Source organism: Flavobacterium sp. GSB-24 (assembly GCF_027924665.1).
In the GTDB taxonomy this organism is placed as follows: Bacteria; Bacteroidota; Bacteroidia; order Flavobacteriales; family Flavobacteriaceae; genus Flavobacterium.
In genome coordinates this window covers 349,632-372,715 of record NZ_AP027043.1, presented here as the reverse complement: position 1 = coordinate 372,715, position 23,084 = coordinate 349,632, and the positions used below count along the sequence as shown (strand labels likewise).

Annotated in this window: 22 protein-coding genes; 21 read left to right on the top strand and 1 reads right to left on the bottom strand. The window is 31.7% G+C overall.

Annotation, left to right across the window (positions count from 1 at the left end):
- Positions 1-118 precede the first annotated feature (118 nt).
- The 3 genes from QMG60_RS01800 (at position 119) to QMG60_RS01790 (ending at position 3,384) form a co-directional block, all read left to right on the top strand.
- A complete protein-coding gene (locus tag QMG60_RS01800) occupies positions 119-1,396 on the top strand; it encodes a citrate synthase (protein WP_134142853.1) in 1,278 nt (425 codons plus the stop codon).
- Between the two features lie 62 nt (positions 1,397-1,458).
- Positions 1,459-2,373, top strand: coding sequence for an amidinotransferase (locus QMG60_RS01795; protein ID WP_281866709.1), 915 nt, complete (start codon positions 1,459-1,461; stop codon positions 2,371-2,373).
- A gap of 75 nt (positions 2,374-2,448) precedes the next feature.
- The gene (locus tag QMG60_RS01790; RefSeq protein WP_281866708.1) at positions 2,449-3,384 is read left to right on the top strand and encodes an arginine deiminase-related protein; all 936 of its coding nucleotides are present in this window, start codon (positions 2,449-2,451) and stop codon (positions 3,382-3,384) included.
- Between the two features lie 74 nt (positions 3,385-3,458).
- Here the strand turns inward: QMG60_RS01790 and QMG60_RS01785 are convergent, their stop codons facing one another.
- Positions 3,459-4,088, bottom strand: coding sequence for a MarC family NAAT transporter (locus tag QMG60_RS01785; protein WP_057114913.1), 630 nt, complete (start codon positions 4,086-4,088; stop codon positions 3,459-3,461).
- A gap of 154 nt (positions 4,089-4,242) precedes the next feature.
- Here QMG60_RS01785 and QMG60_RS01780 point away from each other — a divergent pair, with 154 nt between their 5' ends.
- The 18 genes from QMG60_RS01780 (at position 4,243) to QMG60_RS01695 (ending at position 23,082) form a co-directional block, all read left to right on the top strand.
- Complete coding sequence (locus QMG60_RS01780) at positions 4,243-4,608, top strand: CoA-binding protein (protein WP_057114987.1); 366 nt, start codon at positions 4,243-4,245, stop codon at positions 4,606-4,608.
- 140 nt (positions 4,609-4,748) lie between these two features.
- A complete protein-coding gene (gene recR, locus QMG60_RS01775) occupies positions 4,749-5,369 on the top strand; it encodes a recombination mediator RecR (protein WP_057114912.1) in 621 nt (206 codons plus the stop codon).
- Between the two features lie 69 nt (positions 5,370-5,438).
- On the top strand, positions 5,439-6,236 hold the full coding sequence (locus QMG60_RS01770; RefSeq protein ID WP_281866707.1) for a polysaccharide biosynthesis/export family protein: 798 nt from the start codon (positions 5,439-5,441) through the stop codon (positions 6,234-6,236).
- Positions 6,237-6,248: 12 nt separating this feature from the next.
- Positions 6,249-8,696, top strand: a complete 2,448-nt coding sequence (locus QMG60_RS01765; RefSeq protein ID WP_281866706.1) for a tyrosine-protein kinase family protein — start codon at positions 6,249-6,251, stop codon at positions 8,694-8,696.
- Positions 8,697-8,707: 11 nt separating this feature from the next.
- Positions 8,708-9,691 (top strand): SDR family oxidoreductase, encoded by a 984-nt coding sequence (locus QMG60_RS01760; protein ID WP_134142199.1) that lies wholly within the window; start codon positions 8,708-8,710, stop codon positions 9,689-9,691.
- Positions 9,692-9,717: 26 nt separating this feature from the next.
- Positions 9,718-11,109, top strand: a complete 1,392-nt coding sequence (locus tag QMG60_RS01755; RefSeq protein ID WP_134142200.1) for a UDP-glucose 6-dehydrogenase — start codon at positions 9,718-9,720, stop codon at positions 11,107-11,109.
- Positions 11,110-11,181: 72 nt separating this feature from the next.
- Positions 11,182-11,646: a UpxY family transcription antiterminator gene (locus QMG60_RS01750; RefSeq protein ID WP_057114907.1), complete on the top strand. Its 465-nt coding sequence runs from the start codon at positions 11,182-11,184 to the stop codon at positions 11,644-11,646.
- A gap of 280 nt (positions 11,647-11,926) precedes the next feature.
- The gene (locus QMG60_RS01745) at positions 11,927-13,216 is read left to right on the top strand and encodes a nucleotide sugar dehydrogenase (protein WP_281866705.1); all 1,290 of its coding nucleotides are present in this window, start codon (positions 11,927-11,929) and stop codon (positions 13,214-13,216) included.
- Between the two features lie 32 nt (positions 13,217-13,248).
- Entirely contained in the window at positions 13,249-14,256 is a 1,008-nt protein-coding gene (locus QMG60_RS01740; protein WP_134142203.1) for a mannose-1-phosphate guanylyltransferase, read from the top strand.
- 10 nt (positions 14,257-14,266) lie between these two features.
- Positions 14,267-15,313, top strand: a complete 1,047-nt coding sequence (gene rfbB / locus QMG60_RS01735; protein WP_281866704.1) for a dTDP-glucose 4,6-dehydratase — start codon at positions 14,267-14,269, stop codon at positions 15,311-15,313.
- Between the two features lie 44 nt (positions 15,314-15,357).
- On the top strand, positions 15,358-17,790 hold the full coding sequence (locus QMG60_RS01730) for an SLBB domain-containing protein (RefSeq protein ID WP_281866703.1): 2,433 nt from the start codon (positions 15,358-15,360) through the stop codon (positions 17,788-17,790).
- A gap of 4 nt (positions 17,791-17,794) precedes the next feature.
- Entirely contained in the window at positions 17,795-18,865 is a 1,071-nt protein-coding gene (locus QMG60_RS01725) for a Wzz/FepE/Etk N-terminal domain-containing protein (RefSeq protein WP_281866702.1), read from the top strand.
- Between the two features lie 16 nt (positions 18,866-18,881).
- The gene (locus QMG60_RS01720; RefSeq protein WP_281866701.1) at positions 18,882-19,286 is read left to right on the top strand and encodes an FdtA/QdtA family cupin domain-containing protein; all 405 of its coding nucleotides are present in this window, start codon (positions 18,882-18,884) and stop codon (positions 19,284-19,286) included.
- Complete coding sequence (locus QMG60_RS01715) at positions 19,279-19,704, top strand: FdtA/QdtA family cupin domain-containing protein (RefSeq protein WP_281866700.1); 426 nt, start codon at positions 19,279-19,281, stop codon at positions 19,702-19,704. Before QMG60_RS01720 ends, QMG60_RS01715 begins: the two co-directional genes overlap by 8 nt.
- The gene (locus QMG60_RS01710; RefSeq protein ID WP_281866699.1) at positions 19,697-20,188 is read left to right on the top strand and encodes an acyltransferase; all 492 of its coding nucleotides are present in this window, start codon (positions 19,697-19,699) and stop codon (positions 20,186-20,188) included. Before QMG60_RS01715 ends, QMG60_RS01710 begins: the two co-directional genes overlap by 8 nt.
- Before the next feature lie 173 nt (positions 20,189-20,361).
- On the top strand, positions 20,362-21,462 hold the full coding sequence (locus QMG60_RS01705) for a DegT/DnrJ/EryC1/StrS family aminotransferase (RefSeq protein ID WP_281866698.1): 1,101 nt from the start codon (positions 20,362-20,364) through the stop codon (positions 21,460-21,462).
- A gap of 13 nt (positions 21,463-21,475) precedes the next feature.
- Positions 21,476-22,420, top strand: coding sequence for a hypothetical protein (locus tag QMG60_RS01700; protein ID WP_281866697.1), 945 nt, complete (start codon positions 21,476-21,478; stop codon positions 22,418-22,420).
- 35 nt (positions 22,421-22,455) lie between these two features.
- Positions 22,456-23,082, top strand: coding sequence for a CatB-related O-acetyltransferase (locus QMG60_RS01695; RefSeq protein ID WP_281866696.1), 627 nt, complete (start codon positions 22,456-22,458; stop codon positions 23,080-23,082).
- Positions 23,083-23,084: the final 2 nt, after the last annotated feature.

The following is a 23,084-nucleotide window of genomic DNA, read 5'->3' as shown; positions in this document are numbered from 1 at the left end:
TTTTGCAGATGGTTTTTTTTGGACTTTTAACAAATTCATAGCAGTATTCTTTTTTTAATTAGTCTTAAATTCATTAGATTTGGTAAATTATTATTTAAAGAATTATTTCCAAGATATTATGTCAAAAATAGCTACATTAGAAATAGATGGTAAAAAGATTGAACTTCCGGTAATCACAGGAAGTGAAAACGAATCAGCTATCGATATTAACAAATTACGTGATTTAACTGGTTTTATTACAATTGACCCAGGTTATAAAAATTCTGGATCTTGTAAAAGCGAAATCACTTTCCTAGATGGAGAATTAGGAATTTTACGTTACAGAGGATATTCAATCGAAGATTTGGCAGAGAAAGCTAGTTTTTTAGAAGTGTCTTATCTTTTGATTTTTGGAGAATTACCAACAGCTCAAGAATTAGAGCAGTTTGAAAATGGTATTAAAAAACATACTTTGGTAAACGAAGAGATGAAAAATATCATAGATGGTTTTCCAAAAACAGCTCACCCAATGGGCGTTTTATCTGCTTTAACAAGTGCTTTAACAGCATTTAATCCTAAAGCTGTAAATGTTGATAACGAAAAAGAAATGTATGAAGCCATTTGTAAAACAATGGGTAAATTTCTTGTAATTGCTACATGGACATACAGAAAATCTATGGGATATCCATTAAATTATTACGATAACACAACTGGTTATGTTGATAATTTTATGCAATTAATGTTTAAATTACCTACAGGACCTTACTCAGCAAATCCAGTAGTTGTGGATGCTTTAGATAAATTATTTATTCTTCATGCAGATCACGAACAAAACTGTTCTACATCTACAGTAAGAATGGTAGGTTCTTCTCACGCTGGATTATTTGCTTCAATTTCTGCTGGGGTTTCTGCACTTTGGGGGCCTCTTCACGGTGGAGCAAATCAGGCAGTTCTTGAAATGTTGGAAGAAATCAACAAAGACGGAGGTGATACTGATAAATTTTTGGCGAAAGCAAAAGACAAAAATGACCCATTCCGTTTAATGGGATTCGGTCACAGAGTTTACAAAAACTTTGATCCAAGAGCAAAAATCATCAAAAAAGCAGCTAAAGAAGTATTAGAAACTTTGGGTGTTGAAGATCCGATTTTGGAAATTGCTAAAAAATTAGAAGCAGCAGCTCTTGAAGATGATTACTTCAAATCAAGAAACTTATATCCAAATGTTGATTTTTACTCTGGAATTATCTACAGAGCTTTAGGGATTCCAACTGACATGTTTACTGTTATGTTTGCAATTGGAAGATTACCAGGTTGGATCGCTCAATGGAAAGAAATGCGTGAAAACAAGGAGCCAATTGGAAGACCTAGACAAATTTACACAGGACACCCTTTAAGAGACTTTAAGTCGAATAAATAAAAAACTAAAGCTTCACTTAACTGTGAAGCTTTTTTTATCTTTGTCCAAAATATAATAAAGTTATGTTGCAATTAAATGTAAAGAACGAAACGTCAAGACTGCGTGCCGTAGTTTTGGGTTCTGCCGTTCATAATGGGCCGACTCCATCTATAGAAGAAGCCTATGATCCTAAATCATTGGAACATATTAAAGCAGGAACATATCCTATCGAAAAAGATATGACTGCTGAAATGGATGCTTTTAATGCTGTGTTTCAAAAGTATGATGTAACTGTTTACCGCCCCGAATTGATAGAAAATTACAATCAGATTTTTGCAAGAGATATTGGATTTGTAATTGATGATGTTTTTATAAAATCTAATATTTTACCAGACCGCGAGCGTGAACTGGATGCCATTCAATATGTAATTGATCAAATAGATCCTTTAAAAGTCGTGCGTCCGCCGGAAGAAGTTCATATCGAAGGCGGAGATGTCATGCTCTGGAATGATCATATTTTTATAGGTACTTATAAAGGAAGCGATTATAAAGATTATATAACTGCAAGAACAAATATGCATGGCGTCAATTTTATAAAAGAATTATTTCCAAGTAAAATTGTAAAAGAATTTGATCTGGTTAAATCCAAATTAGAAGCCCGCGACAATGCATTACACTTAGACTGTTGTTTTCAGCCGGTTGGAAAAGACAAAGGAATAATTTATAAAAGAGGTTTTCGTGAAGAAGCAGATTATCTGTATTTGGTAAATTTATTCGGGAAAGAAAATTTATTTCATATCGAAAGAGAAGAAATGTACAATATGTTTTCCAATGTATTTTCGATTGATAAAGATATTGTGGTTTCTGAGAAAAATTTTACCCGATTAAATAACTGGCTTCGTTCAAACGGATTTACTGTGGAAGAAATTCCGTATGCTGAAATTGCAAAGCAGGAGGGTTTATTGAGATGTTCAACACTTCCATTAATTAGAGACTAGAAAAATAAGTTTCAAGTTTCAGGTTTCACGATTAAAACTTGAAACCTGAAACCTGAAACAAAAAAGATAAATAAAATGAGACAAACAACAAATGCAATCGTAATGATTCGTCCAGTTGCTTTTAGAATGAATGAGCAGACGGCTGTAAATAATTATTACCAAAAAGTATTAGACGGATTATTGCCAAGCACCGTTAACGCTAAAGCCCAGCAGGAATTTGATGCTTTTGTTGAGAAACTGAGAGCTGTTGGCGTTGATGTAACGGTTATTGAAGATACTTTAGAAACAGATACCCCGGATAGTATTTTTCCAAACAACTGGGTTTCATTTCATGAAAATGGCGATGTTGCGCTTTACCCAATGTTTGCTGAGAACCGCCGCCAGGAACGCCGCGAAGATATTTTAGATACTCTAGAAGAAAAAGGATTCGAGATCACCAATATAATGGATTATACTTCTGCAGAAGAAGATGGTATTTTCTTAGAAGGAACAGGAAGTTTATTATTAGACAGAGCCAATGGAAAAGCATATTGCGCCTTATCGCCAAGAGCAGATGAAGAATTGTTTATAGAATTCTGTGAAGATTTTGATTATGCCCCTGTAATTTTTGAAGCTTTTCAGACTGTTGACGGCGAGCGTAAACTAATTTACCATACAAATGTAATGATGTGTCTGGGCGAGACTTTTGCTGTTATCTGCGCAGATTGTATTGACGATAAAAAAGAACGTAAAATGGTTCTGGATAATCTTAAACAGGATCAGAAAGAAATCATTTTAATAACCGAAGCCCAGGTAAATAATTTTGCTGGAAATATGTTAGAAGTCAGAGGAAACGATGATAAGCGCTATATTGTCATGAGTGCGTCGGCGCATCAAAGTTTAACTTCTAAGCAAATTGCTCAATTAGAAAATCATGCTGAAATTTTAAGTTCAAGTTTAGATACAATCGAGGCTTGCGGCGGCGGAAGTGCCAGATGTATGATGGCTGAAGTTTTCTTGCCTAGAAGTTAGAAACATAAAAGATTAAAAAAGGGATAAAATCAAAAATATGATTTTATCCCTTTTTTATTTCAATTATATTTTTTTTACATCAAATTTCCTTTGATAATATTTACTATTGAACTTACGATATACTGAATTCCAATTGAAATTACTATAAAACCAACAATTCTAGAAATAGCAACTATACCAGAAGCTCCTAGAATTCTAGCTAAATAATGAGCGCTTTTTAGTATTACAAAAATTGCTACTGCAATTGCTAATATAGCCAATGATGAAATTATTATTTCATGGATTTCATGGTGTTCTTGATAAAAAGCAATTAAAAGTGACATTGAACCAGGACCAGCAAGCATCGGAATTGCTAAAGGCGTTAGAGCAATGTCATTTCTTTGTTGTGCTTCATTTTCAATTTTTTTATTGATTCCTCGTTTTTTATTGAATTTTCCTGAGAGCAGAGAAAAGCCAGAATTCACAATAACAATTCCGCCGGCAATTCTTAAAGCATCAATGCTGATTCCAAAAAAAGTCAATACATATTGTCCTATGAAATAGGAAACCAATAATATTATGAAAACATTAATAGCAGTCCAAAGTGAGATTCGGGATCTTTCTTTTTGTGAATCGTGTTGGGTTAGTCCGACAAAAATAGGTACGGTTCCAATTGGGTTTAGTACAGAGAACAAAGCAGCAAATAAGTAAATAAATAATTCCATATTGGTTTGGGTTAATAAAGTAAAAGTAGTTATTTTTTGATGTTTTTATAAGAAATAATGTTAGGATAATGTTTTTAATTGTTGTTGATTCTGAGTCAAAGACATAAAGATTAAATGGTTCTTTTTGATTACTTTTGCAATCTAAATGAAAACAATGAAAAGTAAAAAAACATTAGTTATAGGAGCATCGACAAATCCAGAGCGTTATTCATACAGAGCTGTAAATATGCTCGTAGGAAAAGGACATTCTGTTTTAGCGATTGGTCAAAAAGCAGGAGAGGTAGCCGGAGTAAAAATTCAGACTAAAGCAATACCAGTAAAAAACATTGATACAATTACTTTATATCTGAATCCAGGTCGTCAGAGAGATTATTATAATTATATAATTGAAGCAAAACCAAAAAGAGTTGTCTTTAATCCAGGAACTGAAAATCCAGAATTATATCAGTTATTAGAATTGAATGATATTCAAGTAGAAGTAGCTTGTACACTGGTTTTATTAGCAACAAATCAATATTAAAATACTTAGCGGTTTACTTTGCAACGAGATTCACTTTGATCAAATAGATATTGTTTTATAATTAATTTGCAGTATTTATTGGTATTCAATTTAATTGTACCAATGCCAGCTAAACCATTAAAAGTATTACTTTTGTCGTCATGGAATTTTCATCAAAATTAATTGAAAAAGCGGTTAACGAAATGTCGCAATTACCAGGAATTGGTAAACGTACAGCACTTCGATTAGTTCTTCATCTGCTTAAACAGCCCAAGGAACAAACCTCTTTTTTGTCTCAAGCATTATTAAATATGCGTGAGGATATTAAGTTTTGCGAAAGCTGTCATAATATTTCTGATACTAAAATTTGCGAAATATGTGCCAATCATCTTAGAAATCATGAGACAATATGTGTTGTTGAAGATATTCGAGATGTAATGGCGATAGAAAATACTGGCCAGTTTAAAGGAATTTATCATGTCCTTGGAGGGAAAATTTCACCTATTGAAGGAGTTGGGCCAAATCAGCTAAATATTTCGAGTTTGGTTGAAAAGGTGAAATCTGGGAAAGTGGTTGAAATTATTTTTGCTCTAAGTTCAACAATGGAAGGAGATACAACGAATTTTTATATTTATAAACAAATTGGAAATTCGGATATTGTAATCTCAACAATTGCAAGAGGAATATCTGTTGGAGACGAGTTAGAATATGCTGATGAAGTAACACTAGGAAGAAGTATTTTACACAGAGTTCCTTTCGAAAAAACTTTTAAAAATAATTAACCCCCAAATAATAATTACGTTTTTTCTATAGATTAAAGGAAAAACTATATTTGTGCTAAAATTAGACTAATGACAAAAAACAGCTTTTATCTATTCTTATTAATCTCGGTATTATTTACGTCTTGCATTCCGATTAAAGATTTAGTTTATCTTCAGGATAAAAGTACTTCAAGTGAGCAGAGTTCTATTGCTGCAGTAGAATCAAAACCATACAGATTACAGGTTAATGATGTTTTAAGTGTTACTATAAAAGCAATTGATCCCAAGTTGGTTTCTATTTTTAATACAACCAATACGGTCGATGGTGCCCAAACCTCAAAATCGGAATCTGGTCTATATTTTGACGGATTTACAGTTGATGATCACGGAAATATAAGAATGCCAATTTTAGGGGAAATAAATGTAATTGGTTATACTCTTGATGAAGTTCGTGTAAAAATTGAAAAGAAATTACTTGAAGAATATTTCAAAAGCGAAGCTAATATTTTTGTTACCGTAAAATTAGCAGGATTTCGATATACAATTAACGGAGAAGTTGGAAGTACAGGCACAAAAACATTATTTAAAGATAATGTAACTATTCTAGAAGCTATTGCCAATGCTGGAGATATTACTACTGTAGGTAATAGAAAGTCAGTAACTGTAATTCGTCAAACGCCCACAGGTGTGCAAATGAACGATATTGATCTAACAGATATAAATGTGATGAAATCACCCTATTATTATTTACAGCCAAACGATTATATCTATGTAAAACCGTTAAGGCAAAAAACATGGGGAACTGGTCAAACAGGTATACAGTCAATTGGAACCATCATTACATTGTTATCTTTAGCAACAACAGTTTATCTTATTATCAAAAATTAAAAGATTTAGAAAATGTTAGATATTAAAGATTTTTCCATTTTTGAGAATCATTCCAATTTTGATTTTAAGGGATTTTTGTTAAAAATTGCCAGTTATTGGAAATGGTTTTTAATTAGTTTAATTATTGCATTTACAATAGCTTATCAAGTAAACATTCGTAAAGAGAAAATTTACGGAATGCAGACTATGATTTCTATTAAAGAAGAAAGTAATCCGTTTTTTACTTCAAATACAAGTTTAGTTTTTAACTGGGGGGGAATCTCAGATCAGGTAAATGGAATTTCTACTATTCTAAAATCGAGATCTCATAATGAATTGGTAGTTGACAAACTGCAATTTTATATCGATTATTTAGAGCAGGGAAAATATAATTTTATTGATTCTTATGGAGCTGTTCCTTTTTATATAGATATTGATAAATCAAAAGGACAGTTAGCCAATACATTAATAAGCATTAAGTTCTTGAGTGAAAATGAATATCAAATTCAAATTCCGTTTGAAGGTAATTCTGTTTCCTTAATTACATATAGTACAAATACTTATAGCAATACTTCTGTACAACCGGGAAATTTTTCAAAAAGATATAAAGTAGGAGAACATGTTAATCTTCCTTTCTTAAACTGGAAACTTCAAATAAACGATAATCCAGGTTTCTATAAAGGGAAAGAATATTTTGTCAAATTCAATGATTTTGACGGAACTGTGGCCGCATATAGAGGAATAAATGTTGAAGGTGATAAAGGAAGTGGTTCATTGCTGACATTGTCGATGCAGGGAACAAATAAAGCTAGAATGGTTGATTATTTAAATTCGACTGTGAAAATGCTTATCAAAATTCAGTTAGATGGTAAAAATCAATTTGCAACAAATACTATTCGATTCATTGATAGCACTCTAGTTGCGATGGAATCCCAGTTGAAACAAACTGGTAATGAACTGAAATCTTTTCAAAAAGATAAAAACATTTTTCAAATAGAAGATGGCGGTTCTAAAGTTTCAGACAAAATAATGAATTTTGATGTTGAGAAAGATGAAGTAACTCGAAAAATAGCATATTACAATTCGTTAAAATCATATTTAAACAGCAGTAATGATTATTCTAGATTACCAGCGCCTTCAGTAGCAGGAATTGAAGATCCAAATATTGTCGCGAGTGTTTCAAAGTTAATTGCGCTTTCCACTCAAAGATCAGAAATGGCTTATGCTGTAAAAAGTGAAAAAATCTTTAAAGATTTTGACAATCAAATGGAAGCTGTAAAAAATGTGCTTCAAGAGAATATTGCGACAGCAAAAACGTCATTACTTTATGATTTGTCATTAGTAAATGCGAAAATTGGCCAAGCAGAAAGCACTGTTCGAAAACTTCCTGCTGAACAGCAAGAACTGCTTAAAATCAAAAGGAAATATGATTTAAATGATAATATCTATACTGAATTTCTTCAAAAGAGAAATGAAGCAGAAATTGTAAAAGCTTCTAATTTATCAGATATCCATTTTATTGATCCGGCAAAAGATATTGGAGGAGGCTTAATTGGGCCTAAAACTTCTGTGAATTATGTAATGGCTCTATTTTTAGGGACTTTAATTCCTTTATTGTTTGTTTTTGCAATATTCTTCATTAATAATTCTATTCAGAATACAGAAGATATTAGTAAATTAACTCAAATACCATTGCTTGGAGTAATTGGTATAAATAAAGACTCAAAAAGTTTAGCGGTATTCGATAAACCTAAGTCTGCTCTTTCTGAGGCTTTTAGAGGAATACGATCTTCTCTTCAGTTTTTATATAAAAAACAACAAGTAAGCGGATCAAAAACTTTAATGATTACTTCTTCAATTAGTGGTGAAGGAAAAACATTTTGTTCTATAAATATTGCAACAGTTTTTGCGTTAAGTGAAAAGAAAACTGTAATTGTTGGTTTAGATTTAAGAAAACCTAGATTAGCAGATGAGTTTGAATTGACAACACCTTTAGGAGTTGTTAATTATTTAATTAAGCAAAATAGTTTAGAGGAAATTACCAATTCAACTCAAATTCCAAATTTAGATGTGATCCTTTCTGGTCCAATTCCGCCAAATCCTTCTGAGCTTATATTAAGTGATGCTATGAAGGAATTAATTGATGAATTAAAGCAGAAGTATGATTATGTAATTTTGGATACACCTCCAGTCGGTTTAGTTGCCGATTCATTAGAATTAGTTCAGTTTGCAGATGTAACATTGTATATTGTTAGACAGAATTATACCAAAAAGGAAATGATTACGTTGCTAAATACGAGAATCAAGCGTGGAGAATTAAATAATGTTAGTATTGTATTAAATGGCTATGAAAATAAAGCTAAATACGGTACAGCTTACGGGTATGGATATGGCTATGGTGCTTATTCAAACGGTTATCATGAAGAGGAAGTGAAAATTGGTTTTTGGCAAACACTTTTAAATAGATTTAGAAAAAGCTAATCTTTTGGTTAATGGAAAACACAGCAAAAAATATAATTTTAATTACAGGTGGAGCTGGATTTATCGGTTCAAATTTGACGGAGTATTTTTTAAAATGTGGTCATAAAGTAATTTGTTTAGATAATTTTTCGACTGGGCATCGCCATAATTTAAAAGATTTTTTAGATAATCCTGATTTTAAATTAATTGAAGGAGATATTCGAAATCTTGAAGATTGTAATGTGGCTGTTGAAGGAGTAGATTACGTTCTGCATCAAGCAGCTTTAGGATCTGTTCCTCGATCAATAAAAGATCCTATCACTACAAACGATGTAAATGTTTCTGGTTTTTTAAATATGCTTACTGCGGCTCGTGATGCAAAAGTAAAACGTTTTGTATATGCTGCTAGTTCTTCAACTTACGGAGACTCTGAAGGATTGCCAAAAGTAGAAGAGGTAATTGGAAAACCATTATCTCCTTATGCTATTACTAAATATGTGAATGAATTATATGCTGAAATCTTCAGTAAAACATATGGATTAGAAACAATTGGATTGCGTTACTTTAATGTTTTCGGAAGAAAGCAAGATCCCAATGGAGCTTATGCAGCTGTAATACCGAAATTCGTCATGCAATTCATGAATTACGAAAGTCCGATAATTAATGGTGACGGAAATTATTCTCGTGATTTTACATATATAGATAATGTGATTCAGATGAATGAGCTGGCAATGACGAGTCAAAATCCAGAAGCAGTTAATTCTGTTTATAATACAGCGTTCGGAGATAGAAACACATTAAATGATTTAGTTAAATATTTAAAAGAATATTTATCTGAATTCGATCCAAAGATAAATGACGTTCAAGTTGTTTATGGAGAAAATAGAGCTGGCGACATTCCACATTCGCTGGCAAGTATTGAAAAAGCAAAAAAAGTACTAGGCTACAATCCAAAATATTCTTTACAAGATGGATTAAAAGAAGCTGTTGAGTGGTATTGGAATAATTTAAAATAAACTAGATCAAGATAATAATAGATCAAATGAAAATTACAAAAATTTGCTGCATTGGTGCAGGATATGTTGGTGGGCCTACAATGGCAGTAATTGCTCAAAAATGTCCACATATTCAAGTTACAGTTGTCGATTTAAATGAACAAAGAATTGCAGACTGGAATGATCCAAATCCTGAAAATATTCCAATATATGAGCCGGGACTTTCTGAAATTGTTTCGGAAGCAAGAGGAAGAAATTTGTTTTTTTCTACTGATGTTGATAAAGCAATAGACGAAGCTCAAATGATATTTATTTCGGTAAATACGCCAACCAAAACTTATGGAAAAGGAAAAGGTATGGCAGCAGATTTAAAATATATCGAATTATGTGCAAGACAAATCGCGAGAGTTGCAAAGCAAAATAAAATAGTTGTTGAAAAATCGACTTTACCAGTTAGAACGGCTGAAGCAATTAAAAGTATTTTAGATAATACAGGAAATGGAGTTCAATTCCAGATTTTATCTAATCCTGAATTTTTGGCAGAAGGAACAGCAGTTACAGATTTATTAAATCCTGACAGAATTCTTATTGGTGGAGATACAACTCCAGAAGGTCAAGAAGCAATTCAAGCACTAGTTGATGTTTATGCAAATTGGGTAAATATAGACAAGATTTTGACAACAAATGTTTGGTCTTCAGAATTGTCTAAACTTACTGCAAATGCATTTTTGGCACAACGAATTTCGTCCATCAATGCAATGTCGGAATTATGCGAAAAAACAGGTGCAGATGTAAATGAAGTTGCGAGAGCAATTGGGATGGACAGCAGAATTGGTCCAAAATTTCTAAAAGCTTCGGTAGGTTTTGGTGGCTCTTGTTTTCAGAAAGATATTCTGAATTTGGTTTACATCGCAAAATCATATGGATTAAATGAAGTTGCAGATTATTGGGAGCAGGTAATTATTATGAATGATCATCAAAAAAGAAGATTTTCGAATAAAATTGTTCAAACATTATATAATACAGTAGCCGATAAGAAAATTACATTTTTAGGCTGGGCTTTCAAAAAAGATACAAATGATACTAGAGAATCTGCTGCGATTTATGTTGCGGATGACTTAATCAATGAACAAGCTAAAATTTCAGTTTACGATCCAAAAGTTTCAAGAAATAAAATGCTTTCCGATTTAAATTATTTAGAAACAAGAATAGCAGATGAAAATGCAAATGCTTTAAATGTTTTCGATAATGCCTATGAAGCCTGTAAAAATTCTCATGCTATTGCAGTCTTAACAGAATGGGATGAGTTTACAACGTACGATTGGAAAAAAATTTATGACTCTATGCATAAGCCCGCATTTGTTTTTGACGGAAGAAATATTTTAAATGGTAAAGAATTAGAATCAATTGGCTTTGTTTATAATGGAATAGGTTCTTAAATTGATTTTGTAGTGAAGTGAAAGTGGAAAATGTGAAGTAGTAGTGAGTTTTACTTCGTTATAAATAAAAAAATGAATTGGTACGTAGTCTATACAAAACCTAAATGGGAAAAAAAAGTTGCAGATAAGCTGAGTCAATTGGGTATAGAAACCTATTGCCCTCTAATTACTCAAGTTAAACAATGGTCAGATCGAAAGAAAAAGATTGAAGTTCCACTTTTTAATTCGTATGTTTTTGTTCAGTTATCAGATTCTGAAAGGAATTCGGTTTTTCAGGTAGCAGGTGTCGTGAGATATCTATTTTGGTTAGGCAAACCAGCTATTGTAAAAGATCAAGAAATAGAAATTATAAAAAAGAGCCTTAAAGCTCCTAATATTAGTGATGTAACTGTTTCGGCAATTCAAGTGGGAGATAAAATCAAATTAGAATCAGGGGCATTTAGTAATCAAAATGCAATTGTACAAGAAATATCTAATAGTTATTATACTCTTGTATTGGAAACATTAGGATGTGTTTTGAAAATAAAATATAAATAACAGCGTTATCAAAGTAAATTAACAGAAGAGAGAATCTTTTTTAGATTTTTTTCTTCTGTTTTTTTATAAAGTAATTATTTACACCCTGATTAATAACGCATTGGAATTAAGTGCTTTTTTATTAACAATTACTTTTTAAGTAATACGGGAAACCGTATTGAAAAAGTAGAGTTATTGTACTATATTTGCCGAAAATGATTAATTTAGGTATCTGGGTCAAAGATTTGTGACTCAGAACGGCGAAGCCGTGAGTTTTAGTGACCTAAATAAATTAAAAAAAATGGAATTAAAAAATAAAGTAAAAATTGCGGTTATTGGTTTAGGATATGTTGGATTGCCTTTAGCTCGATTATTTGCTACAAAATATTCAGTTGTTGGGTTTGATATAAATGAATCAAGAGTTAATTCTTTAAAATCCGGAACAGATACAACCTTAGAGGTTGAAGATGATGTTTTACAAAATGTCCTAGTTGATTCACCAGATCAAGAAATAGGTTTATATTGTACAACTTCATTACATGATATTGCAAATTGTAATTATTATATAGTTACGGTTCCTACACCTGTCGATAAAAATAATCGACCAGATTTAACACCATTGTATAAATCTAGCGAGACGGTTGGAAAGGTTTTAAAAAAAGGAGATGTTGTCATTTATGAATCTACAGTCTATCCAGGTGTTACAGAAGAACAATGTGTGCCAGTTTTAGAACAAGCTTCAGGTTTAGTATTCAATGAAGATTTTTACGCAGGATACTCTCCAGAAAGAATAAACCCAGGAGATAAGGAACATACCGTTGAAAAAATTTTAAAAGTGACTTCAGGTTCAACTCCAGAAATAGGTTTAAAAGTTGATGCTTTGTATAAATCAGTAATCACTGCAGGAACTCATCTAGCTCCATCAATTAAAGTTGCAGAGGCCGCAAAAGTTATTGAAAATTCACAACGTGATATCAATATTGCTTTTGTAAACGAACTAGCTAAAATATTCAATTTAATGAATATTGATACTCAAGAAGTATTAGCAGCAGCTTCAACAAAATGGAATTTTTTACCCTTTAAACCAGGCCTTGTTGGCGGACATTGTATAGGAGTAGATCCTTATTATTTAGCACAAAGAGCACAAGAATTTGGTTATCATCCCGAAATAATTTTAGCAGGAAGACGTTTAAATGACAGCATGGGAGAATATGTGGCTTCACAAATAGTTAAGCTAATGATAAAAAAAGGCATTTCTGTTAATGGAGCTGAATTGCTAATGCTTGGTATTACTTTCAAAGAAAATTGCCCAGATGTTAGAAATACTAAAATTGTTGATGTTGTAAAAGCATTAAAAGAATATGGAATTTTAGTAACAATATATGATCCACTTGCAAATGCAAATGATGTAATAAAAGAATATAATTTAATAACATTAGGCTCTCTTCCCAACAATAAATTTGATGCGATAGTTCTAGGTGTTTCTCATTCGGAATTTTTAGAGTTAGATTTTGCTGAATTGCAAAAATCAAATAGTTTATTGTATGATGTAAAAGGAGTTTTAGGTAATATAGCCGATAACAGGTTATAATATTTGAAGCTTTTTTAATTTAAAAAAGAAAAATGGAAAATAATAATTCAATTATACATGTAGTTTTAACAGGTGGTGTAGGAAGCAGATTATGGCCACTTTCTCGTAAGAGCCAGCCAAAACAATATTTAGAAATATTTGAAAATAAATCTTTATTTGAAATGACTGTTGAACGTAATAGTCATTTAGCAAATAAAGTAATGGTCGTAGGTAATGTCGACAATCATCATTTGAGTGGTAAAGTAATGGATAAAACCAATACAACTTATTTGAATATTGTTGAGGCTACTCCAAGAAATACAGCAGCTGCCATAGCATTTGCGGCTTTTGCATCAGATCCTGATGATGTTTTAATTATAACTCCTTCTGATCATATTATTGATAAAATGGATGATTATAACAATGCTATCCAAGAAGCAGTTTCAAAAGCTAAAGAAGGTTTCATAGTAACATTTGGAATTATACCTACAAAGCCAGAAACAGGTTATGGTTATATTGAATCGAAAGGTGATAAAGTCGTATCATTTCGTGAAAAACCTAATGAAACAACTGCAAAAGAATTTATTGCAAAAGGTAATTTTTTATGGAATAGCGGCATGTTTTGTTTTAAGGCAGGAGTACTGTTAGATGAGTTAAAGCAATTTCAGCCAGATGTTTATGAAAAATCCAAAGCAGTTTGGGAAGCATCGAAAGAAGGATTTTTAGATTTGGAACTATCAATGCAAATTCCGTCCATTAGTATCGATTATGCTGTGATGGAACGCAGTAAAAAAATTAAAGTCGTTCCTGCTTCTTTTTCATGGTCAGATTTAGGTTCTTTTGAATCGGTTTATGATTATTTAATTCTGAAAGGGCATCCAGTTGATAAGAACGGTAATATGGTTATTGGTTCTGGGAAGCACACAACTTTTCTGGGACTAAAAAATACTATTTTTGTTTATACAGATACCGCTAATTTAATTTTGCAAAAAGAAAACTCACAAGATGTAAAAGATATCTATAGTGAATTAGAAAAAATAAATTCAGATTTATTAAATTAATAAAATTAAAATGAAAAAAATTCTTATAACTGGCGGCGCTGGTTTTATTGGTTCTCATGTAGTAAGACGTTTTGTTAATAAATATCCAGATTATCAAATCTTTAATTTGGATGCCTTGACTTATGCTGGGAATCTGGAGAATATAAAGGATATTGAAGATAAATCAAATTATACTTTCGTAAAAGGAGATATTGTAGACGAAAATTTTATAAACAATCTTTTTACAACACATAATTTTGATGGTGTTCTGCACTTGGCCGCAGAATCTCATGTTGACCGCTCTATAGAAGATCCATTAGCTTTTGTGAAAACTAATGTTATTGGAACCATGAATTTATTAAATGCAGCTAAAAATCAATGGAAAGATAATTTTGAAGGAAAAAGATTTTATCACATTAGTACAGATGAAGTATATGGTTCATTAGGAGCCGACGGACTTTTTACAGAAACAACTCCTTACGATCCAAATTCACCGTATTCAGCATCAAAAGCTAGCTCGGATCATTTTGTGCGCGCTTATGGAGAAACTTATGGCTTACCATATGTCTTGACAAATTGCTCAAACAATTATGGTTCATATCATTTTCCTGAAAAACTAATACCGCTTTTTATAAATAATATTATTAATAATAAACCTTTGCCAGTTTACGGAGACGGAAATTACACTCGTGATTGGTTGTTTGTAGAAGATCATGCAATTGCTATAGATTTAGTTTTTCACCAAGGGAAAAATCACGAAACTTATAATATTGGGGGATTTAACGAATGGAAAAATATTGATTTGGTTAAATTATTATGCCAGATTATGGATCAAAAATTAGAAAGAGAACCTGGAACATCCCAAAATTTAATTACATACGTGAAAGACAGACCTGGTCACGATTTAAGATATGCTATCGATGCTTCAAAAATAAATAAAGAGCTAGGATGGAAGCCATCTGTAACTTTTGAACAAGGTTTGGAAAAAACTATAAATTGGTATCTTAATAATGAAGAGTGGCTGCAGAATGTAACATCTGGCTCTTATAAGGAATACTATGAAAAACAATATTCATAACAACTATTTTAAATGCTTATTTTTTTAAGATTAACTTAAATCACATGAAAAAAATAATATACGTTCTTATTCTGTTTCTTACTTTTTTGTTCTCTTTTAATGCAAGTGCACAAGATATTCTTAAATCGAAAGATTTAAGTACAATAAAAGTTGACTATTTATCGGATGATGACTTGGCTAAAATAAGTGCGCAGCTGAAAAGTAATAATGCTACTATTGATCAAGTAGAATCTATGGCACTTTCTAAAGGAATGAGTCAAACAGAATTTAATAAGCTGAGAATTAAACTTAGTGAATTTGAGAAGAAAAATTCTAAAGGGAACGCAAAGGATAAAGATAATAAATCCAAAATAGGAACCAAGGATTCAGGAAGAAAGCAGGAAGAAATTAAAAATGAAAAAGTTAAAGATTCAGCTAATGCCTTAATTTTTGGCTCAGAATTGTTTGACAATCCTACGCTAAATTTTGAACCAGATTTGAAATTAGCAACACCAATGAACTATGTTTTAGGGCCTGGAGATGAATTGCAAGTGAGTGTATATGGAGTTCAGGAATATAATGCAAGCATACCTGTTAGTGTTGAAGGTAAAATTACAATTGATTATGTCGGACAAATTTCTGTGTCAGGGATGTCAATTGAAGCGGCTACTCAAAAAATTAAGGCAGCTATAGCAAGAGTATATAGTACAGTTTCGTCTGGACAATCTCAAGTAAGTGTAAGTTTAGGACGTATTCGTACTATTAAAGTTACCGTTGTTGGAGGTAAACAGCCAGGTAACTACTCTATCTCTTCTTTAGCAACAGTTTATAATGCATTGCATTTGGCTGGAGGACCTGGGAAAAATGGAAGTTACAGAAACATTGAATTAATTAGGTATAATAAAGTTTATAGAAATATTGATATCTACCGCTTTTTAGTAAAGGGAGATCAATCTGACAACGTTAGTTTAAAAGATAATGATGTAATTAGAATTCCTGCTTACAGTCAAAGAGTTACAGTTGAAGGGGAAGTTAAGCGTCCAGGGATTTTTGAAATGAAAAAAGGAGAAAAATTCTCTGATCTATTGAATTTTTCATCCGGATTTAACGAATTTGCATACACTGCATCTGTAAATGTCTTGCAAAAAACGGGTAAAGAATTTAAGGTTCATGATATAAACGAGAGTGAATATAGTACTTATCAACCACAATCCGGAGATGTATTTCGAGTTACTAAAATTCTAAACCGTTTTGAAAATCGTATCAAAATTGAAGGTGCAGTTTTTAGGCCAGATTATTATTCGTACACTGAAGGAATGAGAATTTCTGATCTTATTACAAGAGCAGAAGGCTTGAAAGAGGATGCTTATACCAAAAGAGCAAGAATTATTCGTTTAAAAACAGATTTAACAACAGAAATTGTAAATGTAGATTTAAGTGCAGCGCTTTCTGGGGATTTAAGTGCCGATCTTGAATTGAAAAGAGAAGATATTGTAACGGTTTACTCAATATTAGATTTTAGAGAAGAATATAAAGTAACCATAGATGGAGAAGTAAAAAATCCAGGAGAATATGAATACTTTGATAATTTAACACTTAACGACTTAGTAGTTCAGGTAGGAGGTTTAACTGGTTCAGCTTCTAAAAGAGTTGAAATTGCCAGAATGGTAAAATCTGATGAAATTGATGACGCAGATCCTAAACGCATTGAATTGGTTGAACTGGAAATTACAGCAGATAATAATGAGCAAATAAAAAACTTTGTTTTAAAACCATTCGATGTTATTAATATAAGAAGAATGGCGGTTTATGAAAAACCTGAAATGGTTTCTATTACTGGCGCAGTAAGTTACCCAGGTAAGTACGTTTTAGCGAATAAGAAAGAAACAGTTTATAATGTGGTAATGAGAGCTGGTGGACTAACTTCTATTGCTAATCTAGATGGTATGAAAATCAAACGACCAATTAAAAAAGAACAAATTGAACAATTAGAACGAGTTGATCTAAATTTATCAAAAAGTGATACAATCAAAGAAAAATTAAGCAAAAAATTAAGTGAAGATTTAAAATACGTAACAATTCCTGTGAATTGGGAAAAAATTGTAAAGGATAAAAATCATTATTCGAATGTTACATTATTTCCTGGAGATGAGATAGATGTAGCGGTATATAATGAGGGTGTAAAAGTGACAGGAAATGTATTGTTGACTTCCGAAATACCATATAGAAGTGGAAAAGGTTTTAAATATTATATCAATTCTGTTGGTGGTGTAGATAGTAAGGGATGGAAGAGAAAAGCATATATAATTTATCCAAATGGAAAAGCTGATGTAACAACTTCATTTTTATTTTTCAGATCATATCCTAAGGTTGAGCCAGATTCACAAATTGTTGTTCCAGAGAAGCCTGAGAGAAAAAAAATGAGTGCTGGAGAGTGGGCTGGTCTTGGAACTGCGTTTGCTAGTTTGGCATTGTTAATCGTGACAGCATTTAAATAATTTTATGGAAGACAAAAGAAGTGAAAACGAAGAAATTTCTTTAAAAGAATTGATAGGAAGAATAAGGTATTTAGCTGTCTATTTGAGTTCAAAATGGATACCCATTGTTTTAGCAGTTATTGTTGGAGCAGGTTTAGGATTGGCATATTCTTATATTAAAAAGCCTGTTTATACTGCTACATTATCCTTTGCTTTAGAAGATGAAAAAGGAAGTGGTGGATTAGGAGGCGCTTTAGGTCTAGCTAGTTCTTTCGGTTTAGATTTGGGAGGAAGTGGTGGTGGAATATTTACCGGTTCAAATTTAACAGAGCTCTTTAAGTCAAGAACAATGGTTGAGAAAACGCTTTTGTCTCCAGTTAAGTTGAATGGAAAGGAGATTTCTCTAGCTGAAATGTATATTCAGAATAATGAATGGCGTAAGGCTTGGACAGAAAAGCCTTTTTTAAATAATATTCAATTTTTACCTAATGATGATCGCCAGAAATTTACAAGAGTTCAAGATAGTATTTTGGGTATAATGTATGATAATTTATCTAAAACTGGTTTATCAGTTGGTCAAAAGGACAAAAAAATATCAATTATAAATATAGATGTGTCTTCAACCAACGAGTTATTCTCAAAATATTTTTGTGAAGCTTTGGCTAAACAGGTAGGAACATTTTATATAGAAACTAAAAGTAAAAAAGCCAGAATGAACATGGCTATTTTAGAACGTCAAGTTGATTCTATTCGCAGAGAATTGAATGGTGCAATTACTGGAGTAGCAGTTGCAAATGACAATACTTTTAATTTAAATCCTGCATTGAATGTTCGAAGAGCACCATCGGCGAGAAGACAGGTTGATGTTCAAGCTAACACAGCAATATTGACAGAATTAGTTAAACAATCTGAATTAGCGAAAGTTACTTTGCGTAAAGAAACACCTTTAATTCAAGTTATTGATAAGCCTATTTTACCATTGCCTAAAGAGAAATTTGGGAAGCTAAAGGGATTAATCTTAGGAGGGATTTTGGCTGGGTTTTTAGTATCGGTGGTTTTAATTTGTAGGAAAGTGATTGGCCACCTATTAAATTAATTTTGATAATGAACATATGAAGCAAAAAATAATAAATTTCCCTAAGATTTATGATCCAAGAGGGAATCTTACATTTTTACAATACCCAGATCAAATTCCATTTGAGATAAAAAGATCATTTTGGACTTATGATGTGCCTGGAGGTGAAATTAGGGGTGGGCATGCATATAAAAATCAAAAAGAAATTATTGTTGCTCTAAGCGGAAGTTTTGACGTAATAATTACTAATCCCGATGGCTCAACTGAGAAAATTTCATTGAATAGAAGTTATTACGGATTATATCTTCCTGCAAAAACTTGGAGACATATGGAAAATTTTTCAACCAATTCTTTGGCATTACACGTCTCAAGCGAAGCCTTTTCCCATAATGATTATATTAGAGATTTTGAGGAATTTAAACGAGAGTTAGAAAATGAGTAATAGAAAAACTGTTTTCGATTGCAATCTATTGTACCTGGAGCAGAAAGGAGATAGAAATGGACATATAACAGCTATTAATAATAGTATTGAAATTCCTTTTGATATAAAAAGGATTTTTTACTTATACGATATTCCTGGTGGAGAATCTCGTGGAGCTCATGCACACAAGGAATGTCATCAATTTTTGGTTGCAGCTAGTGGTAGTTTTGAAGTCTTGTTAGATGATGGGGTAACGAAGAGGCAGGTACTTTTAAATAGATCTGATTTAGGATTACATATTCCTCCTGGTATTTGGGCTTCCGAAATTAATTTTTCTTCTGGATCAATATGTTTGGTTTTAGCTTCACACACATACTATGAAAAAGATTATATTAGAGATTATCAAGATTTCTTAAATTACATAAGAGAAAATGACTAAAATTCATCCTTTATCAGACGTTCAATCACAATACATAGGCGAAAATACTATGATTTGGCAATATTGTGTGATACTTAAGGATGCAATTATTGGAGATCATTGCAATATTAACTGTCAGGTATTTATTGAAAATGATGTCAAAATTGGAAACTATGTAACGATTAAACCAGGTGTGCAAATTTGGGATGGTGTTACTTTAGAAGATCATGTTTTTATAGGCCCAAATGTTACTTTTACAAATGATTTGATACCTCGGTCAAAACAATACCCCGAAGCCTTCGAAAGAACTATAGTAGAAAAGGGAGCTTCTATTGGAGCCAATGCCACAATAGTGGCTGGAAATATCATAGGAGAATATGCTTTAATTGGCGCAGGTAGTGTGGTTACAAAAAATGTGCCTCCATATACAGTATGGTTCGGAAATCCAGCACAACAAAAAGGAATGATAGATAGTAAGGGAAATATTACCTACTTTAAGAAATGAATTAAAATTGCACACTTTCTAATATATATATAAATTTATTTAAATGATATTTCCCCTCTCGCTTATGATACTTTAAAAATATCATTTATTATAATCACAACATTAATAGTAAGTACTCTTGCGTTTGAATTCGTTGAAAAAACACTTAATAAAAAAATAAAGAACTATTTTATATGATTAAATTTCTTGATTTACAAAAAATAAATCTTGCCCACCAAAAAGAAATAGAAGAAAGATTATTGAATACTTTTCGTTCAGGATGGTATTTGTTGGGAAATGAAGTAAAAGCTTTTGAAGACAATTTGGCAACATTTATCGGCGTTAATCACGCGATAGGTGTGGCAAATGGCTTAGACGCTTTAAGATTGATTCTAAGAGCATACATTGAACTTGGAGTTATGAAAAAAGGGGATGAAATTATAGTTCCTGCAAATACCTATATTGCCTCAGTATTGGCAATTTCAGAAAATGGTCTTGTACCTGTTTTTGTCGAGCCAGATATTGATACTTATAATATTGATGTTGCAAAAATAGAAGAAAAATTAAATAAGAATACTAAAGGAATTCTTATTGTACACTTGTATGGTCGTGTGATTTTTTCTGAGCAATTGCAAGATCTTGCGAAAAAACATAATTTGAAAATTATCGAAGATAACGCGCAGTCTATAGGATCAAAATGGAAAGGAAAGAGAACAGGTAGTTTAGGAGATGCTGCGGGTTTTAGTTTCTACCCAGGTAAAAATTTAGGAGCACTTGGAGATGCAGGTGCAGTAACGACAAATGATGAATTGCTAGCAAAGACAATTCGTGCATTGGCTAATTACGGATCTAATCAGAAATATATCAATATCTATCAAGGTTTAAATTCGAGATTAGATGAAATTCAAGCTACTGTTTTAGATGTAAAGCTAAAATATATTGATGCAGATAATTCTAGAAGAAGGGAAATAGCTAATAAATATATTTCAGGTATAAAAGCAGCAAATATTAAGCTTCCATCACTACCAGATACTGCAGAAGAGCATGTTTGGCATCTGTTTGTTATACGTACAAATGAAAGAGAAAAAATTACGGATTACCTTAATGATAAAAATATCCAAACTTTGGTTCATTATCCTATTCCTCCGCATAAACAGGAAGCATATAGCGAATTAAATCATCTAAGTTATCCAATTACTGAGCAAATTCACGATGAAGTTTTAAGCTTACCTATAAGTCCTGTAATGAGTGATGAAGAGGTAGAATATGTGATTGCAGAACTAAATAATATATAGTTAATAATTTTAAATGAAAAAGTATATCAAGAAGAAAATTTTATCTTTTTTAGATAAAAAAGGATTTCAGAGAAAACCTGTTTGGGAAGAACCACAAGTGGTTCTGTACGATCAAATGAAAAGTGTTTTTACTCCTCAAAATGATAAAATTATTTCTATAATTTTTTCGAAAGATAGAGCTATGCAACTTGATGGTTTTTTGGCTAGTTATTTTGAGAATGTTAAAAATTACTCCGAGATAAAAGTTTTATTCCATGTAAGCAACGAAGCACATAAAAAATCTTATTCTGATTTACAAAAAATTTATACTGATTTTCCAGTAGAATTTATTCAGGAAACAAACTTCAGGAATAATCTAATTGATACAATAGAAAAATCTTCGGAAGATCGCCTCATTTTTTATGTAGATGATATGCTTTTTTCTCAAGAGATTGACTATGATTGGATAAAAACTGTAGATCCTTTAATTGATATTGTGTGCCTTTCTAGAGGTAAAGATCTTAATTACAGTACGGTTTTAGCTAAGAAAATTGAGGTTCCTTCCTTTAGCAAAATTTCAGAAAATTTATATAAATTTAAATGGGATGAGATTAAAGAATTTTCAGACTGGACATATCCAATTGGGGTATCGGGATATATGTTTTCTCGTTTAGAAATTTTGGAAATGATAAAATCTACCAATTTTAAAGCTCCTAATTCTCTAGAGCATAATTTACAAGCGTTTTTACCTTATTTTACTAAACGTGGAGGCGTTTCTCTCGAAAATGTTGCAACTCCTTGTGTACATACTAATTTAACACAAACAGAAGGTTATAATAATATTTTGGGACATTATTCACTAGAAGAGCTATTGGATTTATGGAATACAAATAAAAGAATTAATCATAGTGAGTTTATAGGACTAAAAGTTTCGGAAGCTGAAGTTAAGAAGTATAATTTTATTAATAGAGCGGAATAATTGTAATAGCAGTGAAGAAATTAATGAATATGAACATGAAAAGTCTTTTAAGAAAAATCTACAGAACTTTTATTCCAGCACCTAAGAAAAAAATTAGTGGTAGTGCTACAATTGATAATTGTGAAATTAATGATTTTGTAAAGATATCTCAACATTCTTATTTCTACAATTCAAGTATTCAGTCTTACACCTATTTTGCGGGATTTAATAGTGTGATGAATGCCTCTGTTGGAAAGTTTTGTTCTATTGGAGATTTCAGTATAATTGGCGCAGGGAATCATCCAGTAGATTTTATTTCAACTAGTCCAATTTTTTATTCTCCTCATGCACAATGTGGTATTACATTTTCTGATGATACATATTTTGATGAAATGAAAAAAACTACTATAGGAAATGATGTATGGATAGGGGCTTACTCTATTGTAATGAGTGGGGTAAAGATTGGAGATGGTGCTATTATTGCTTCAGGTTCTTTTGTAAATAAAGATGTTGAACCTTATTCCATTGTAGGTGGTACACCAGCAAAACTAATACGTAAGAGGTTTGATGACGTTGAAATAAACAAATTACTGAAATTGAAATGGTGGGATAAACCTGAGCATTGGCTAAGAGAAAACTTTAAGTTATTTCATGATAAAGCTAATTTACATCAATTTTTTTAAAT

Excerpts from the sequence above, each read along its gene's own strand:
- QMG60_RS01700 (WP_281866697.1), top strand. The coding sequence starts at position 21,476 with ATGAAAAAGTATATCAAGAAGAAAATTTTATCTTTTTTAGATAAAAAA.
- QMG60_RS01695 (WP_281866696.1), top strand. The coding sequence starts at position 22,456 with ATGAAAAGTCTTTTAAGAAAAATCTACAGAACTTTTATTCCAGCACCT.
- QMG60_RS01760 (WP_134142199.1), top strand. The coding sequence starts at position 8,708 with ATGGAAAACACAGCAAAAAATATAATTTTAATTACAGGTGGAGCTGGA.
- recR (WP_057114912.1), top strand. The coding sequence starts at position 4,749 with ATGGAATTTTCATCAAAATTAATTGAAAAAGCGGTTAACGAAATGTCG.
- rfbB (WP_281866704.1), top strand. The coding sequence starts at position 14,267 with ATGAAAAAAATTCTTATAACTGGCGGCGCTGGTTTTATTGGTTCTCAT.
- QMG60_RS01745 (WP_281866705.1), top strand. The coding sequence starts at position 11,927 with ATGGAATTAAAAAATAAAGTAAAAATTGCGGTTATTGGTTTAGGATAT.
- QMG60_RS01740 (WP_134142203.1), top strand. The coding sequence starts at position 13,249 with ATGGAAAATAATAATTCAATTATACATGTAGTTTTAACAGGTGGTGTA.
- QMG60_RS01750 (WP_057114907.1), top strand. The coding sequence starts at position 11,182 with ATGAATTGGTACGTAGTCTATACAAAACCTAAATGGGAAAAAAAAGTT.
- QMG60_RS01725 (WP_281866702.1), top strand. The coding sequence starts at position 17,795 with ATGGAAGACAAAAGAAGTGAAAACGAAGAAATTTCTTTAAAAGAATTG.
- QMG60_RS01780 (WP_057114987.1), top strand. The coding sequence starts at position 4,243 with ATGAAAAGTAAAAAAACATTAGTTATAGGAGCATCGACAAATCCAGAG.
- QMG60_RS01770 (WP_281866707.1), top strand. The coding sequence starts at position 5,439 with ATGACAAAAAACAGCTTTTATCTATTCTTATTAATCTCGGTATTATTT.
- QMG60_RS01715 (WP_281866700.1), top strand. The coding sequence starts at position 19,279 with ATGAGTAATAGAAAAACTGTTTTCGATTGCAATCTATTGTACCTGGAG.
- QMG60_RS01730 (WP_281866703.1), top strand. The coding sequence starts at position 15,358 with ATGAAAAAAATAATATACGTTCTTATTCTGTTTCTTACTTTTTTGTTC.
- QMG60_RS01790 (WP_281866708.1), top strand. The coding sequence starts at position 2,449 with ATGAGACAAACAACAAATGCAATCGTAATGATTCGTCCAGTTGCTTTT.
- QMG60_RS01785 (WP_057114913.1), bottom strand. The coding sequence starts at position 4,088 with ATGGAATTATTTATTTACTTATTTGCTGCTTTGTTCTCTGTACTAAAC.
- QMG60_RS01755 (WP_134142200.1), top strand. The coding sequence starts at position 9,718 with ATGAAAATTACAAAAATTTGCTGCATTGGTGCAGGATATGTTGGTGGG.
- QMG60_RS01710 (WP_281866699.1), top strand. The coding sequence starts at position 19,697 with ATGACTAAAATTCATCCTTTATCAGACGTTCAATCACAATACATAGGC.
- QMG60_RS01800 (WP_134142853.1), top strand. The coding sequence starts at position 119 with ATGTCAAAAATAGCTACATTAGAAATAGATGGTAAAAAGATTGAACTT.
- QMG60_RS01765 (WP_281866706.1), top strand. The coding sequence starts at position 6,249 with ATGTTAGATATTAAAGATTTTTCCATTTTTGAGAATCATTCCAATTTT.
- QMG60_RS01705 (WP_281866698.1), top strand. The coding sequence starts at position 20,362 with ATGATTAAATTTCTTGATTTACAAAAAATAAATCTTGCCCACCAAAAA.
- QMG60_RS01795 (WP_281866709.1), top strand. The coding sequence starts at position 1,459 with ATGTTGCAATTAAATGTAAAGAACGAAACGTCAAGACTGCGTGCCGTA.
- QMG60_RS01720 (WP_281866701.1), top strand. The coding sequence starts at position 18,882 with ATGAAGCAAAAAATAATAAATTTCCCTAAGATTTATGATCCAAGAGGG.